Origin of the sequence: Streptomyces sp. NPDC047841, from assembly GCF_040704085.1 — a bacterium.
Taxonomy (GTDB): Bacteria; Actinomycetota; Actinomycetes; order Streptomycetales; family Streptomycetaceae; genus Streptomyces; species Streptomyces argyrophylli.
Map to the genome: position 1 here is coordinate 187,788 of NZ_JBEYRP010000017.1, position 14,422 is coordinate 202,209.

Consider the following 14,422-nt stretch of genomic DNA (forward strand, 5'->3'; position numbering starts at 1 on the left):
CATGGTCGACATCGCCCAGGTCACCGCGTCCCCCAGCCCCGACCTGCTGACCCCGGACAACTGCGCGGTCCTGTTCGTGGACCACCAGCCGCAGATGTTCTTCGGCACCGGCAGCGGCGACCGGACCGCGATCATCAACGCCACCGTGGGTCTGGCGAAGGCCGCCAAGGTGTTCGACGTGCCGGTCGTGCTGAGCACCGTGGCCGCCGAGTCCTTCTCCGGCCCGATCCTGCCGCAGCTCGCGGACGTGTTCCCGGACCACGAGATCGTGGACCGCAGCACGATGAACGCCTGGGAGGACACCGCGTTCGTCGAGGCCGTCAAGGCGACCGGCCGCAAGAAGCTCATCATCGCCGGTCTGTGGACCGAGGTCTGCGTCGTCCTGCCGGTGCTCTCGGCGATCGCCCAGGGCTACGAGGTCTACGTCGTCACCGACGCGTCCGGCGGTGTCAGCCCGCAGGCCCACGAGCACGCCGTCCAGCGCATGATCCAGGGCGGCGCCGTGCCGGTCACCTGGGTGCAGGTGCTGCTGGAGCTCCAGCGTGACTGGGCCCGCAGCGAGACGTACGTGCCGGTGACGGAGGTGGTGAAGGAGCACGGCGGCACCTACGGCCTCGGCCTGGTGTACGCGCAGGCCTTCATCGGCGGCCACGCGGCCGGCTGAGCCCCCTCCCCAGCACGGCGATCAAGGACCGAGTCAGGAACAGGCAGGAAGAGATGGACGCGGGACTGCTGGTCCTCCGGGTGGTGGTGGGACTCCTCATCACCGGCCACGGGGTGCAGAAGGTGAGCTTCCGGCTCGGGGGCCACGGCTTGGCAGGCGGAACCGAGGAGTTCCGGCACGACGGGTTCCGCGGGGGCCGGCTGACCGCGGTCGTCGCGGGCGCCGGCCAGATCGGGGCCGGCCTGTTCCTGACCGCCGGTCTGCTCACGCCCCTGGCGGCGATGGCCGCCATGGGCGTGATGACGGTCGCGGGCACCGTCAAGTGGCCCAGGGGCCTGTGGGTGCAGAATGACGGCTACGAGTACCCCCTGGTCCTCGTGGTCGTCTCCGCGGCGCTGGCCCTCACGGGGCCCGGCGCCTGGTCCCTCGACCACGCGCTCGGCGTCACGCCGTGGCCGGTGTGGGTCGCGGTCGCCGTGATCGTAATCGGCCCGGCGAGCGGGCTGCTGACCCGGCTGGTGCTGCACCGCCCGGCCCTGGCTCCGGAAGGAAAGACCCATGCGCAGCCTGCTGACTGACGCGGCCCACACGCTGGTTCCGCCCAAGGGCGACCGGCACGGCCCGCTGCCTCCCCTGATGCTCACCCTGACCGTGGTCACCGGTCTGGTCGACGCGGTGAGCTACCTGGCGCTGGGCCACGTCTTCGTCGCCAACATGACGGGCAACGTGGTGTTCCTCGGCTTCGCCCTGGCGGGCGCCCAGACCCTGTCCGTGCTCGCCTCCGTCGTCGCGCTGGCGTCCTTCCTCACCGGCGCGCTGGCCGGCGGCCGGCTGGGGACCCTGTTCGCGGGGCACCGCGGGAACCTGCTGAAGACGGCCGCCGCCGCGCAGACGGTGCTGGTCGCCGTCACCGTCGTCGTCACGGCGCTCGCCGGCGGCCGGGTCACCACCGGCGTCGAGTACACGTTGATCGTGTGCCTCGGGCTCGCCATGGGGCTGCAGAACGCGGTCGCCCGGCGCCTCGGCGTGCCCGACCTCACCACGACCGTGCTGACGCTGACCCTCACCGGTCTGGCCGCGGACTCGCCGCCGGCGGGCGGTGCGGCGCCGAGGCCCGGCCGGCGGATCCTGTCCGTGGTGGCCATGCTGCTCGGCGCCCTCGTCGGCGCGGAACTCGTCCTGCACGGGCACCTCGTGCTCACCCTGGGCCTGAGCCTGCTGCTTCTGGCGGTCACCTCCGTGCTGACCCACCGCCTGTCCGCCGACGGTGCCGCCTGGACCCGGCCGCCGTCCTGACGGCAGGCCGCGGTGCGGACCGAGGTCCGTCGCCCGAACGAAGCCGTCCGGTCGGAAGCCATCCGTCCGGACGGCTTCATCGCGCGCTCTCCCGGTCGCCCCGCCCGGCGAAGTCCCGCCAGGCGCTGGGCGACATGCCGTAGGTGGCGCGGAACACCCGGCTGAAGTGGGTGGGGCTCGCGAAGCCCCAGCGGTGCGCGACAGCCGCGATGGTCAGGTGCTCCGCCGAACGCAGGGTGAGGACACGCCGGCACTCGGCCAGCCGCCGGCGCTGGATCAGCCGGCCGACCGTCGTGCCCTCCTCCCGGAACAGCTTGTGCAGGTAGCGGACGGAGATGTGGTGCGCGCGGGCGATCGTCTCCGGGGACAGGTCCGTGTCGCTCAGCCGCAGGTCGATGAAGTCCAGGATGTCCGACATCAGCGGCGCCCGGGTGCCCGGCTGCCGTCCCCGCGCCTGGTCGGCCAGGTGTTCGCCGGCCAGGGTGGACAGCAGGCTCACGGCGTTCCAGGCGAGCATGTCGCCGACCTCGGACCGGGCCACCGCCGCCGTGTCGGCGAAGTCGGACAGGAACGGCGAGAGCAGGGCGCCCAGCCGGGACGCCGGGGTGACCGGGGCGTGCGTGAGGCGGGGCACGTCCGACCGGGCCAGGCCGAGCAGTTGGGGCGAGAGCAGGAACACCTTCAGGCGGGCATGGCGCGGGAAGTCCAGCACCGGGGGCTGGTGCACGTCGTAGAAACAGATGTCGCCGGGGCCGAGGAGGAGGTCCGTGCCGGGCTGCCGCGCGAGTAAGGCGCCGCCGGTGCCGCGCAGCCCCACGAAGAGGTACTCGCCGCTCTGCCGGGCGGTCAGCCGCCGGGCAGGTGCCGCGGGGCCCGGCGGCCGGCCGGACGTTCCCTCCCGGGGCAGGCGTGCGGGCGCCGCGTCCCTGATGACGATGTCCAGGCCCATGGGCATCCGCCACACCCTGCCGTCCGGTGAGGTGCCGGCCGTGGACGTGCCGATCGTGTGCCTGCCGATCGTGTGCCTGCCGATGAGGGACGTGCCTGTGCCGGACATGAACCGCCCTTGCCTCCGAACCGTTGCCGTGTTTGAAGCGGCCGTGCCGGGGAATGCGCGATCGGCTCCACTTCGCCCGGAGCGTAGGCCGGTGCATGTGCGAAAAGAGTGACAAGACAGTGACCGGGGCTGCGCTGCCGGATCACAGCCCATGCGCTGGCGGTCAAGAGCCGCGGGACCGCGGCCCCTACTGTCCCGGACATGAGCAGCCCCTCTTCAGCCTCCGCGCCCGCCGCGACCGACTCCCCCTGGGCGCCGCTCGCGGCGCGCGTCTTCCGGGCCCTGTGGATCGCCCAGCTGGTCTCGAACACCGGAAGCTGGATGCAGACGGTGGGCGCCCAGTGGCTGCTGGTCGGGCACGGTGCCGCGCTGGTGACGCTGGTGCAGACCGCGGCCGGCCTCCCGGTGGTCCTGCTGGCCCTGCCCGCCGGGGTGGTCGCCGACCGCTTCGACCGGCGCTCGGTGCTGCTGGCAGCGCAGTTCGCGATGCTCGCGGTGTCCGGTGTGCTGGCCGTGCTGGCGTTCCTGGACGTCCTGACGCCCGCGGTGCTGCTCGTGCTCACGTTCCTGCTGGGCTGCGGCACCGCGCTGATGGGTCCGGCGTGGCAGGCGATCCAGCCGGAACTGGTCGAGCGCCGGCGGCTCGGCCAGGCGGCGGCGCTGGGCGCGGTGAACGTGAACCTGGCCCGTGCCGTCGGCCCGGCGCTCGGCGGTGCGGTGGTCGCGGCGGCCGGCGCGGGCTGGGTGTTCGCCTTCAACGCGGCCTCCTACCTGGGCATCGCGGCCGTCCTCGTGGCGTGGCGGCGCCCGCCGGCCACCGTGACCGCCTCCGGGAACGACGGTCTGCTGGCGGCCCTGTACGCCGGACGCCGCTACGTGTGGAACGCGCCCGGTGTGCGCCGGGTGCTGCTGCGCACGCTGCTGTTCATCCCCGGCGGTGCCGCGCTGTGGGCGCTGCTGCCGCTGACCGCGAGCCGCGTCCTCGGCCTGGGCTCGGGCGGGTACGGGCTGCTGCTGGCGGCGGTGGGCGTGGGGGCCGTGGCGGGGGCGTTCGCGCTGCCGCGTGCGCGTGCCCTGCTGGGTGCCAACGGCATGCTCGCCGCGGGCGCCCTGGTGTTCGCCGGCGTGCTCGCCGTACTGGCGACGGTCCGCACACCCTGGCTGGTCGCGCTCGCGCTGCTGCCGGCGGGACTCGCCTGGATCGGGGTGCTGTCCACGCTGAACGCGGCCGTGCAGACGCGGCTGCCCGGCTGGGTCAGGGCGCGTGGCCTCGCGGTGTACCTGCTGGTCTTCCAGGGCGGTCAGGCGCTCGCGGCACCGCTGTGGGGCGCGGTCGCCGACTGGGTGGGGCTCAGCGCGTGCCTGCTGGTCGCCGGTGCGGTGATGCTGCTCGGCGCGGCCAGTGTGCGCCGGTGGCCGCTGTACGACGCCGAGGGCATCAACCCCACGCCGTCCGACCACTGGCCGGCCCCTCCCCTGGTGTTCGAGCCCGGTCAGGCCGACGGCCCGGTCCTGGTCTCCGTCGTCTACCGCGTCCCCGAGGGGAACCGGGCCGCGTTCACGCACCGCATGCGCCAGGTCGCCCGGTCCCGGCGCCGTACGGGCGCCCTGTCCTGGGGTCTCTACCAGGACGGCGGCGATCCGGCGCGCTTCGTGGAGAACTACCTGGTCGGCTCCTGGGCGGAGCACCTCGCCCAGCACCACGTCCGGTGGACGGACACCGACCGGCGGCGCGAGGAGCAGGCCCGTGAGCTGCTCGCGCCGGGGACGGTGCCCGAGGTGACCCATGCCTTCGACACGGTGGCGGGGCCGGCCGTACCGGCCGGGTCCGGCCCCGCGCTCGCCGGGTAGGGGCGTGCCGGGTCAGGGGCGGGGGATGTTGCGGAGGTTGGCCCGGGCCAGGTGGACCATGCGGCCGACGCCCCCGCTCAGGACGGTCCGGCTCGCGGACAGGGCGAACCCGGTGAGCTGTTCGGTGGTGATCTTCGGCGGCACGGCCAGCGCGGCGGGGTCGGTGACGACGTCCACCAGAGCGGGCCCGTCGTGGGCGAACGCCTCGCGCAGCGCGTCGCGGACCTGGCCCGGCTGCTCCACCCGGATGCCGCGCGCTCCGGCGGCCGTGGCGATGGCGGCGTAGTCGGCGTGCGGGTAGGTCGTGCCGTGCGGGGGCAGGCCGTCGACCATCATCTCCAGGTCGACCATGCCGAGGGAGGAGTTGTTGAAGACGACCACCTTGACCGGCAGGTCGTACTGGACGAGCGTGAGGAAGTCGCCCATGAGCATGGAGAACCCGCCGTCGCCGGAGAGCGAGACGACCTGCCGGCCACGGTCGAGGAACTGGGCGCCGATGGCCTGGGGCAGCGCGTTGGCCATGGAACCGTGCACGAAGGAGCCGAGGATGCGGCGGCGGCCGTTGGGCGTGAGGTAACGCGCCGCCCACACGCAGCACATGCCGGTGTCGACGGTGAACACGGCGTCGTCGGCGGCCTCCTCGTCGAGCACCGAGGCCACGTACTCGGGGTGGATGGGGGTGTGCCGGTCGACGTCGCGCGTGTAGGCGCCGACGGCGCCTTCGAGTGCGTGCGCGTGCCGTTCCAGCATCCGGTCGAGGAACCGGCGCGACCCCTTCTCCCGCACCGCGGGCGTCAGGCACCGCAGGGTCTCGCGCACGTCTCCCCAGACGGCGAAGTCGAGCTGGGTGCGCCGGCCAAGCCGTTCGGGCTGCACGTCGACCTGCACGGTGCGCACGTGGCGGGGCAGGAAGTCGGTGTACGGGAAGTCGGTGCCGAGGAGGACGAGCAGGTCGCACTCGTGCATGGCCTCGTAGGCGGCGCCGTAGCCGAGCAGTCCGGACATGCCGACGTCGTACGGGTTGTCGTACTGGATGTGCTCCTTTCCGCGCAGGGCGTGGCCGACCGGGGCCTTGACCTTCCCGGCGAACTCCATCACCTCGGCGTGGGCTCCGGCGACGCCCCGGCCGCAGAACACCATGACGCGTTCGGCGCCGTCCACCAGTTCGGTGAGCCGGGCGATCTCGTGGTCGCTGGGACGGATGGCGGGCAGGTCCAGGGGCATGGCGAGTTCGGGTGCCGCGTCCGGGGAGTCCTCGGCGGCGGTGTCACCGGACAGGGCGACGACGGAGACCCCGCGCCGGCCGACGGCGTGCTGGATGGCCGTCTGCACCACGCGGGGCATCTGACGGGGTGAGGAGATCAGCTCGGAGTAGTGGCTGCACTCGGCGAACAGCCGGTCGGGGTGGGTCTCCTGGAAGTAGCCGGTACCGATCTCGCCGCTGGGTATGTGGGCGGCCAGCGCCAGCACGGGCGCCATCGAGCGGTGGGCGTCGTACAGGCCGTTGATCAGGTGGAGGTTGCCGGGCCCGCAGGATCCGGCGCAGGCCGCGAGCCGTCCGGTGAGCTGGGCCTCCGCTCCGGCGGCGAACGCGGCGACCTCCTCGTGGCGCACCTGGATCCACTCGACGTCGGCGTGCCGCCGGACCGCGTCGACGACGGGGTTCAGGCTGTCTCCGACCACGCCGTACATGCGGCGCACACCGGCGCGCGCCATGAGGTCGACGTACTGTTCGGCGATGGTCTGCTTGGCCATGGGACTCCTCGGGTTCGGGCCTTGCGGCACGACCCTCCGGGCGGGGGCACGGAGGGCCTGCCTCGCGCCCGGCCCACGCTAGTGAGCGCGCAGTGCCGCCGTTGTCCGTCCGCGCACGGGATCGGTTCCGGGAGCGCACCGGGCGCCGGCGGCGCCGGGACGGTCCGTTGCCGCGGTCGGGTGGATGGGGCCGTCCAGCAGGGAGAGGGGGCGGGCGGTGCGGCCGGAGCGGACGGCGATGAGTTCCGCGGCGAAGGACACGGCGGTCTCCTCGGGGGTCGACGCGCCGAGGTCGAGGCCGAGGGGCGCGTGCAACCGGGCGAGGGCACCGGGCGACACGCCGGCCGCGGCGAGGTCCTCCCGCCTGCGTGCCTGGACGCGGCGGGAGCCGAGCGCTCCGACGTAGGCCAGAGGGCGGCCGAGGGCTTCGGCGAGGACGGGGACGTCGAACTTGGCGTCGTGCGTCATCACGCACACCACGGTCCGGTGGTCGGTCCGCGTGGCCGCCAGGTACCGGTGGGGCCAGTCGACCACGACCTCGTCGGCGTCCGGGAAGCGCTCGGGTGTGGTGAAGGGGGCGCGGGCGTCGCAGACCGTGACGTGGTAGCCGAGGAGGACACCGACGCGGCTCACCGCGGCGGCGTGGGCGTCGGCGCCGAACACCAGCAGCCGGGGCGGCGGGGTCCAGGACTCGAACAGCACGCGCGGGGCCCGTGACCCGTTCGGCACGCCGGCCTCGTACGTCCGTGACGCGCCGGCCTCGTACGTCCGTACGGTGGTGCCGTCCCGGTCGAGCAGGCGGCGGGCGTCGGCGAGGACGGCGATGTCCAGGGCGGGGTCGCCGGTGCTGCCCAAGTGGCCGTCCTGCCACACGGCGACGGAGCCGGCGCCCGCGTCCGCTCCCGGCAGCACGCGCGCCACGGCGACCGGGCGCCGTGCCGCGGCGGCCAGGTGGGCGGCGGCGAGGACCCGTGTCAGGTCCTCGTCCACGGCCTGGACGAGGACGTCGATCTCGCCTCCGCACATCAGCCCCACGGCGAACGCGTCGTCGTCGGCGTACCCGAAGGACACGTACCGCGCCTGTCCCGAGTCCAGCACCTCCCGGGCCAGGTCGTAGACGGAGCCTTCGACGCAGCCTCCCGACACACTGCCGAGGACCGTGCCGTCCTCGTGGACGCACAGGGCCGCTCCGGTGCGCAGCGGCGCGCTGCCCCGGACGGCGACGACGCTCGCGAGGGCGCAGCGGGCTCCGGCGGCCTGCCACTCCAGCAGGCGGGGTGCCAGGTCTCGCATGGGATGTCTCCGATCTGCCGTCAGCCGTCGTTCGCCGGGGTGAGCCCGAGGAACCGGCGGCCGTTCGCTTCGAGCGCCGCGGCGTCGATGCCGTGCGCCGCCGGGAAGCCGACCGGGTCGGGCTGGGCCATGTCGAAGGGGTAGTCGCTGCCGCACACGATGCGGTCGGGCGAGGCGTGGGCCCGCAGCAGCGTGAGCGCCTCGGGGTCGTGGGTGACCGTGTCGAAGTAGAGCAGGCCGAAGGACTCCGCCGGGGGCCGGCCGCTGCCGCGGCGCACGTCCTCGCGGGTGCGCCAGCCGTGTCCCCACCGGCCCAGCAGCGCGGGCGCGCAGCCGCCGCCGTGGACGAAGCAGATCCGCAGGCCGGGGAGTTCCTCCAGGACGCCGCCGAGCAGGACCGCGGCCACGGCGGTCGCGCTCTCCACCGGGTTGCCGAGGAGGTTGACCAGGTAGTGGTGGTCCCATTCGGGGCGCGGCAGCTGCATCGGGTGGACGAGGACGGACAGGCCCAGTTCGGCGGCGATGCCGAGGATCTGCCGGGGGACGCCCCGGTCGTAGGAGCGGCCGTCCACCACGGGCGGGACGGCGATGCCCGCGATCCCGTCGGCGGCGGCGAGCCGGGTCAGTTCCCTGCGGGCGGCGCCGGGGTCGTCCAGCCGGACCAGTCCGAGTCCGACGAGGGTGCCGTCCGTGCGGGAGACGGCGTCGGCGAGCTGTTCGTTGTAGGCGGCGACGTAGTCGTCGGCGTCGGCGGGGGCGTGCACGGGGAAGGCGAAGGGGGGTGCGGAGATGACGCGCGCGCCGAGTCCGGCCTTCAGCGTGTCGGCGACGACGGTGTCGATGTCGGTCATCGCGGTGGTCGGGAACGACAGCGGGACGTCGCCGAGGAAGAGTTCGCCGTCGCGGTCGTTCATGCCGCCGAGCGGGTTCCCGGGCGGCAGGGGGAGCAGGTCGCGGGGCAGCCAGTGGGCGTGCACGTCGATCACTCCGGCGCGGATGTCGCCGTTCATGTGTGTCTCCTCGGTCGGTCCTGGGCCGCGCCTCGCGGGGGCGGTCCGTGCGGGGCCGGCGTGGGTCAGGCGGTGGTCTCCCGCTGTTCCCGGGCCGCGCGGGCGATGGCGCGCCGGATGGGTTCGTAGCCGGTGCACCGGCAGATGTTGGAGCCGACGACGCTCTCGACGGCCTCGGGCTTGTCGGCGAGGTCGGGGTCGGCGTCGAGCGCTCCGGCGGCCACCATGAGGAAGCCGGGGGTGCAGAATCCGCACTGGAGCGCGTGCTCGGCGGAGAACGCCCGTTGCAGCGGGTGGGGTTCGCCGTCGGGCCCGGCGAGGCCCTCGACCGTGCGGACCGAGCGGCCGTCGCACTGTACGGCGAGCACCAGACAGGCGCGGACCGCCTCGCCGTCCATGAGCACGCTGCACGCCCCGCAGACGCCGTGCTCGCAGCCCAGGTGGGTGCCCGTGAGGCCCAGGTCGTCGCGGAGGACGTCGGCGAGCAGGCGGCGGGGTTCGACGTCGAGGGCGTGCGCGGTGCCGTTGACGGTGAGCGTGATCCTCATCGGGGGTCTCCCTGTCGTGGGGCGGGACGCGGGCGCAGGTCGGTCGCCGCCTCGGTGAGTGTCCTGCCGACCAGGACGGCGACGGCCTGCCGCTTGTACTCCACGTCGGCGTACGGTTCGGCGAGGGGTGCGGCGTCCTCCTGGGCGGCGGCCCGGGCGGCGCGGGCGAACGGATGGCCGCCGGGGAGCCGGGACCCCTCGGGCGGCGGTGCGAAGCCGGCGCCGATCAGGGCCTGTTCGGCGGCGCGGGCCCGCAGCGGGCGGTCGGCGCAGTTGACCAGTCCGATGCGTGCGTCGCTGATCACGCCGTCGGTCACGGTGAGGGCCGCCGCGACCGCGACCTGGGCGAAGCAGAAGTGCGTGCGGCGGTGTTCGACGAAGCCGACGCCGGTGTTCCCGCCGAGCAGCGGCAGGCGTACGGCGGTGATCAGCTCCTGCGGCCGGCGCGCGGTGCGGTACGGCCCGAGGAAGTAGTCCCGCGCGGGGATGGAGCGGGCGCCGTCGGGACCGGTGACCTCGACGGTGGCGTCGAGGGCGACGCCGATGGCGCACCACTCCGAGGCGGGGTGGGCCCAGCCGTAGCTGCCGGCCATGGTGCCGCGGGAACGGATGGGCGGGTGGGCGATGTTGACGACGGCCCGGGACAGCAGGGTGCCGAGCGGGCCGGGGACGGCGCCGGCCCGCTCGAAGGCCGCGTGCCGGACGAGGGCGCCGACGCGCAGTTCGTCGCCGTCGACGCGCATGCCGTCGAGTTCCGGGATGCGGTTGATGTCGACGACGAGCCGCGGCCGGACGCGCTGCAGGTGCATCTCCAGGATCAGACTCTGCCCGCCGGCAAGCACTTGGGCCGTGCGGCCGGTGTCGCCGAGCGCCTGGACGGCCTCGGCGACCGTGCGCGGGACGACGTAGTCGAAGGACGCGGGTTTCACCGGACACCTTCCTCGTGCTGGGGGGCGCGGGCCGCCCGCCAGACGCTGTCCGGCGTGAGCGGCATCTGGAGCAGGTCGGGGTCGGCGACGCGCAGGGCGTCGGCCACGGCGTTGACGATGGCGGCCGGTGTGCCGATGCAGCCCGACTCGCCCGCTCCCTTGGCGCCCAGCGGGGTGCCGGGGCTGGGGGTGCAGGTGTCCTTGATCTCGATGGGCGGGATCTCCGTGTACGTGGGCAGCAGGTAGTCCAGGAATCCGTTCGCCAGGTGGGGTACGCCGTCCGCGTCGAACGTCATTCCTTCGTAGAGGGCCTGGCCGATGCCCTGCACGGCGGATCCGTACGCCTGTCCGTGCACCACGGTGGGGTTGAGGACCACTCCGCAGTCGTCCACGGCCACCAGGCGCAGGACGTTCACGGTGCCGAGGTCGGGGTCCACCTCGGTCACGGCGACGTGCGCGCCGAACGGGAAGGCCATCGCGGCCTCGTAGCGGGTCTCGACGCGCAGCGGCCCGGTCGCCCCGGCCAGTTCGGCCAGGCCCAGGACGGCCGGGCCGCCGGAGGTCGCGTGGACGGTGCCGTCGGCCCACGCGACCTCGTCGGCCGGCAGGCCCCACAGCCGGGCCGCCCGCTCGCGGGCCTGCTCGATCAGGCGGTGGGCCGCCTGCTGGAACATCGCGCCGCCGACCTGTGCCGACCGGCTGGCGAAGGAGCCGATTCCTTCGGGCTGCTGGTCCGTGTCGCCCTCGACGAGACGCACCCGCGCCTCGGGGATGCCGAGGGTCTTGGCGACGAGCGCCGGGAAGACCGTCTCGTGCCCCTGGCCGCTGGGGGCGGCGCCGCAGCGGGCGGTGACGGTGCCGTCCTCGTGGACCTCCAGGCTGCCGAACTCGTGCAGTCCGCCGGGTTCGCCGCCGGAGCGTTCCACGTAGCAGGAGACGCCGATGCCGAGCGGCAGCGCGTCCGGGTCGCCACGGCGGCGGGCCTGCTCCGCGCGCCACTTCTCGTAGCCGACGGTCTCCAGCGCGAGGTCCAGCGCGGCGGCGTAGTTCCCGCTGTCGTAGCGTCGGCCGGTGGGTGTGTCGTAGGGGAAGGCGTCGGGCGGGACGAAGTTGCGGCGCCGCAGTTCGACCGGGTCGATGCCGAGCCGCCGGGCGAGCAGGTCCATGGTGCGCTCGATGGCGATGGCGGCCTCGGGGCGTCCGGCGCCGCGGTAGGGGTAGGTCACCATGGTGTTGGTGAGCACCGAGCGCAGGGTCGCGTGGACGTGCGGGGTGGTGTACGCGCCGGGCGCCATCCAGGCCGTCTGCATGGGCAGTCCCGCGCCGAGGTGCGGATAGGCGCCGACGTCCGCGTGGATGGTCAACTCGTAGGCCAGCAGGCGCCCTTCGGCGTCGGCGGCGAGCCGGACGGTCTGGTCCTGGCCCCGGCCGCGGGTGGCGACGAGCATGGACTCCAGGCGGTCCTCGATCCAGCGCACGGGCCGGCCGAGCGTGACGGCCAGGTAGGCGACGACCACGAACTCGCGGAAGGCGGCGCTCTTGGAGCCGAAGGCGCCTCCGGTGTCCGGGACGACGACCCGGACGCGGTCGGCGGACCAGCCGAGCAGCGCGGCGAGTTCGCGGCGCAGCCGGTGCGGCATCTGGTGGCCCGACCACACGGTCAGCCGGTCCCCCTCGGGCACGGCGAGGATCGTGCGGCACTCCATGGGGCTGGGCATCAGCAGCTGCTGCCGGTAGGTGGCCTCGACCACGGCGGCCGCGTCCTGCCAGACGGCCGGGTCGACGGGCGTGCCGGCCTCGCCCCGCAGGGCGGTGTTGCTGAGGCCGTCGAACAGGCGGACGGAGTCGTCCAGGGCCTCGGACGGTGTCACCACGGCGGGCAGCGGATCGACCACGGCGGTGACCTCGGCCGCCCCGTCCTCGGCCCGGTAGCGGTCCTCGCCGAGGACCACGGCCAGCGCCTCGCCGGGATAGCGCACCCGGTCCTTGACGAGCGCCGGCCACTCCCGGCCCGCGACCGCTTCCCGCGTCGACAGCCCGGCGAGCAGGGTGTACGGGACCGGCGGCAGGTCCGGCAGGTCCGCGGCCGACCAGGCGCCCACGACGCCGGGCACGTCCCGCGCCGCGGCACAGTCCACGCCGCGCAGCGAGCCGTGGGCGACCTTGCTTCTCACAAATGCGGCGTCCAGGCATCCGGGCACCCGGATATCGGCGACGTACCGGCCTTTCCCGGTGAGCAGCCGTTCGTCCTCGCGCCTTGTCCATCGCTCCACGACAACACCTCGTTCGTGTGGTGGCGGGAATTGACCGGCGACGGCCCTATTCGAATGCGAAGGTGTGCGGAATATGCGGCCCGTCGCCGCGTGGGCGTTCGCGGGGAACGCCCACGCCGGTGGAATTCGACTGCCTGGACACTAACCGCACGAGCGGCCGCGGGGCGAGGGGAACACGGGCGGTGTGCACTGTGAGGCCAGAGCTGGTGCGCTGCCCGGACAGCCGGCCGCCGGCCCTGGACGGCCGGCGGCCGGGTCGTGGCCGGTCAGCCCAGTTCGGTCTCCAGCCACCGCAGGACGTCGGGCGTCACGGGGTCGACGAGGTCGGCGAACTCCTCGTGCCGCTGGAGGAACTTCGCCACGTACGGGCAGACGGGCACGATCCGCTTCCCGGACTCCCGTACGTCGGTGAGCGCCTCCTGGACCAGCCGGGAGGCCAGGCCCTGTCCGGCGAAGGCGTCGCCGATCTCGGTGTGGTAGAAGACGCGCTGCGCGTCGCGGTCGCGGTAGGCGGTCAGGCCGGCGCGCTTGCCGTCGACGTGTATTTCGTAGCGGTTCCTGGCGTCCACACGCTCGACGACCGGGGTGGCGGAAGGCTGGGTCATGGGGTGCCTTTCGAAAGGGCGTCAGTGACGCGGCGGATTCCTGCGCGGGGTGATGGTGGCATTCGGCAGGACGGGGGCGGGAAGACGGTCTCCCGGATATCCTTCGACGGCGCCGAAGCGATCGGAGGAATTCTGCCAGTCCTCGCGGGCCCTGACGATATCCTCGTGGCTCCGGCCGATGAAATTCCACCACATGACGATCTCCTCCTCGAAAGGCGTTCCGCCGAGGAGGACCGTCCGCGCGACACCGTCCGACTCGTTGGCCAGGGTCAGCGTGCCGGGCCCCGGGTGCACGTAGCCCAGCTCGGCCGGCTTCAGCGGGACGTCGGCGAGGCGGACGGTGCCCTGGTCGACCAGGAGACCGTGCTCGAAGCCGGGGTCCACGGCGAGCGTGACGGCCGCGTGCGGCTCCAGGACGATCTCGGCACCGAGCAGGGGCGTGAAGGCCGGCACCGGGGAGGTGCTGCCGGCGAGGGAGCCGAGGAAGACCCGGATCTCGGCGCCGTCGGCCGTCACGGGCTCGGGGACGTGGTGCCGGAAGTCCCGCGCGGTGGCACGGTGCTCCTCCGGGAGCGCCACCCAGAGCTGGACGCCGTGCAGGACGGTGGTGCGCGGGGTGGAGACCTCGGAGTGGCTGATGCCGTACCCGCCGGTCATGAGGTTCAGCTCGCCGGGCCGTACCAGGGCGTGGCTGCCCAGGCTGTCGCGGTGCTCGATCTCCCCGCTGAACAGCCAGCTCACCGTCTGCAGCCCGGTGTGGGGGTGCGGGGCGACGTCCATGCCGCCGGTCTCGGCGACGTCGTCGGGGCCGTAGTGGTCGGCGAAGCACCAGGCGCCGATCAGGGTCCGGGCGCGCTGCGGCAGGGTGCGCCGTACGGTCATCGCGCGCGGGCCGCCCAGGGGGACGTCGCGCGGGGTCAGCACCTCAACCCGGGGCGTCCCGGCCGGCGGCCCGCCGTCCGCCTCGGTGCCGCAGCGCACTTCGACGGGCTCCGTCTCGACATTGCTCATCGGGATCACCTCTCCACCCAGTAATTGTTCTACATTCAACCATCATCCGGCCGGACCGGCCCGGACGCCAGGCGGACCGGCCCCCGGACGCCCCGCGGGCCGCGTACGCGGGTGCTTCTTCTTCGGGCAA

The 14,422-nt window shown here is 73.9% G+C and carries 13 protein-coding genes; 4 read left to right on the top strand and 9 right to left on the bottom strand.

All coding sequences use genetic code 11. The features are described from left to right. The first annotated feature begins 1 nt into the window (after window position 1). The 3 genes from AB0947_RS28590 to AB0947_RS28600 are packed head-to-tail and all read left to right on the top strand — an operon-like array spanning window position 2 to window position 1,960. The gene (locus tag AB0947_RS28590; protein WP_366753199.1) at window positions 2-664 is read left to right on the top strand and encodes a hydrolase; all 663 of its coding nucleotides are present in this window, start codon (window positions 2-4) and stop codon (window positions 662-664) included. Window positions 665-717: 53 nt separating this feature from the next. Further along, window positions 718-1,242, top strand: coding sequence for a DoxX family protein (locus AB0947_RS28595; protein WP_366753200.1), 525 nt, complete (start codon window positions 718-720; stop codon window positions 1,240-1,242). Then, window positions 1,223-1,960, top strand: coding sequence for a YoaK family protein (locus AB0947_RS28600; protein WP_366753201.1), 738 nt, complete (start codon window positions 1,223-1,225; stop codon window positions 1,958-1,960). Before AB0947_RS28595 ends, AB0947_RS28600 begins: the two co-directional genes overlap by 20 nt. A gap of 76 nt (window positions 1,961-2,036) precedes the next feature. Here the strand turns inward: AB0947_RS28600 and AB0947_RS28605 are convergent, their stop codons facing one another. Continuing rightward, on the bottom strand, window positions 2,037-3,017 hold the full coding sequence (locus tag AB0947_RS28605; protein ID WP_366753202.1) for a helix-turn-helix transcriptional regulator: 981 nt from the start codon (window positions 3,015-3,017) through the stop codon (window positions 2,037-2,039). Window positions 3,018-3,218: 201 nt separating this feature from the next. Here AB0947_RS28605 and AB0947_RS28610 point away from each other — a divergent pair, with 201 nt between their 5' ends. After that, window positions 3,219-4,868 carry an MFS transporter gene (locus AB0947_RS28610; protein ID WP_366753203.1) on the top strand — a complete coding sequence of 550 codons (1,650 nt, stop codon included), beginning with the start codon at window positions 3,219-3,221 and terminating at the stop codon, window positions 4,866-4,868. A gap of 12 nt (window positions 4,869-4,880) precedes the next feature. Here AB0947_RS28610 and AB0947_RS28615 read toward each other — a convergent pair whose 3' ends face one another. The 8 genes from AB0947_RS28615 to AB0947_RS28650 form a co-directional block, all read right to left on the bottom strand. Beyond that, window positions 4,881-6,623 carry a pyruvate dehydrogenase gene (locus AB0947_RS28615; protein WP_366753204.1) on the bottom strand — a complete coding sequence of 581 codons (1,743 nt, stop codon included), beginning with the start codon at window positions 6,621-6,623 and terminating at the stop codon, window positions 4,881-4,883. Window positions 6,624-6,701: 78 nt separating this feature from the next. Further along, complete coding sequence (locus tag AB0947_RS28620; RefSeq protein ID WP_366753205.1) at window positions 6,702-7,916, bottom strand: XdhC/CoxI family protein; 1,215 nt, start codon at window positions 7,914-7,916, stop codon at window positions 6,702-6,704. A gap of 20 nt (window positions 7,917-7,936) precedes the next feature. Then, complete coding sequence (locus tag AB0947_RS28625) at window positions 7,937-8,926, bottom strand: amidohydrolase family protein (RefSeq protein ID WP_366753206.1); 990 nt, start codon at window positions 8,924-8,926, stop codon at window positions 7,937-7,939. Between the two features lie 65 nt (window positions 8,927-8,991). Beyond that, on the bottom strand, window positions 8,992-9,474 hold the full coding sequence (locus tag AB0947_RS28630; protein ID WP_366753207.1) for a (2Fe-2S)-binding protein: 483 nt from the start codon (window positions 9,472-9,474) through the stop codon (window positions 8,992-8,994). Further along, window positions 9,471-10,403 carry an FAD binding domain-containing protein gene (locus tag AB0947_RS28635; RefSeq protein WP_366753208.1) on the bottom strand — a complete coding sequence of 311 codons (933 nt, stop codon included), beginning with the start codon at window positions 10,401-10,403 and terminating at the stop codon, window positions 9,471-9,473. The genes AB0947_RS28630 and AB0947_RS28635 overlap by 4 nt, the downstream gene beginning before the upstream one ends. After that, window positions 10,400-12,676 (bottom strand): xanthine dehydrogenase family protein molybdopterin-binding subunit, encoded by a 2,277-nt coding sequence (locus AB0947_RS28640; RefSeq protein ID WP_366753209.1) that lies wholly within the window; start codon window positions 12,674-12,676, stop codon window positions 10,400-10,402. Before AB0947_RS28640 ends, AB0947_RS28635 begins: the two co-directional genes overlap by 4 nt. Before the next feature lie 266 nt (window positions 12,677-12,942). Continuing rightward, a complete protein-coding gene (locus tag AB0947_RS28645) occupies window positions 12,943-13,281 on the bottom strand; it encodes a GNAT family N-acetyltransferase (RefSeq protein ID WP_366753210.1) in 339 nt (112 codons plus the stop codon). A gap of 21 nt (window positions 13,282-13,302) precedes the next feature. Beyond that, on the bottom strand, window positions 13,303-14,292 hold the full coding sequence (locus AB0947_RS28650) for a pirin family protein (protein WP_366753211.1): 990 nt from the start codon (window positions 14,290-14,292) through the stop codon (window positions 13,303-13,305). Window positions 14,293-14,422 lie beyond the last annotated feature (130 nt).

What these genes read in the sequence shown, in the direction of transcription:
- AB0947_RS28590 (WP_366753199.1), top strand. Translation starts at nt 2, where the DNA reads ATGGTCGACATCGCCCAGGTCACCGCGTCCCCCAGCCCCGACCTGCTG.
- AB0947_RS28595 (WP_366753200.1), top strand. Translation starts at nt 718, where the DNA reads ATGGACGCGGGACTGCTGGTCCTCCGGGTGGTGGTGGGACTCCTCATC.
- AB0947_RS28600 (WP_366753201.1), top strand. Translation starts at nt 1,223, where the DNA reads ATGCGCAGCCTGCTGACTGACGCGGCCCACACGCTGGTTCCGCCCAAG.
- AB0947_RS28605 (WP_366753202.1), bottom strand. Translation starts at nt 3,017, where the DNA reads ATGTCCGGCACAGGCACGTCCCTCATCGGCAGGCACACGATCGGCAGG.
- AB0947_RS28610 (WP_366753203.1), top strand. Translation starts at nt 3,219, where the DNA reads ATGAGCAGCCCCTCTTCAGCCTCCGCGCCCGCCGCGACCGACTCCCCC.
- AB0947_RS28615 (WP_366753204.1), bottom strand. Translation starts at nt 6,623, where the DNA reads ATGGCCAAGCAGACCATCGCCGAACAGTACGTCGACCTCATGGCGCGC.
- AB0947_RS28620 (WP_366753205.1), bottom strand. Translation starts at nt 7,916, where the DNA reads ATGCGAGACCTGGCACCCCGCCTGCTGGAGTGGCAGGCCGCCGGAGCC.
- AB0947_RS28625 (WP_366753206.1), bottom strand. Translation starts at nt 8,926, where the DNA reads ATGAACGGCGACATCCGCGCCGGAGTGATCGACGTGCACGCCCACTGG.
- AB0947_RS28630 (WP_366753207.1), bottom strand. Translation starts at nt 9,474, where the DNA reads ATGAGGATCACGCTCACCGTCAACGGCACCGCGCACGCCCTCGACGTC.
- AB0947_RS28645 (WP_366753210.1), bottom strand. Translation starts at nt 13,281, where the DNA reads ATGACCCAGCCTTCCGCCACCCCGGTCGTCGAGCGTGTGGACGCCAGG.
- AB0947_RS28650 (WP_366753211.1), bottom strand. Translation starts at nt 14,292, where the DNA reads ATGAGCAATGTCGAGACGGAGCCCGTCGAAGTGCGCTGCGGCACCGAG.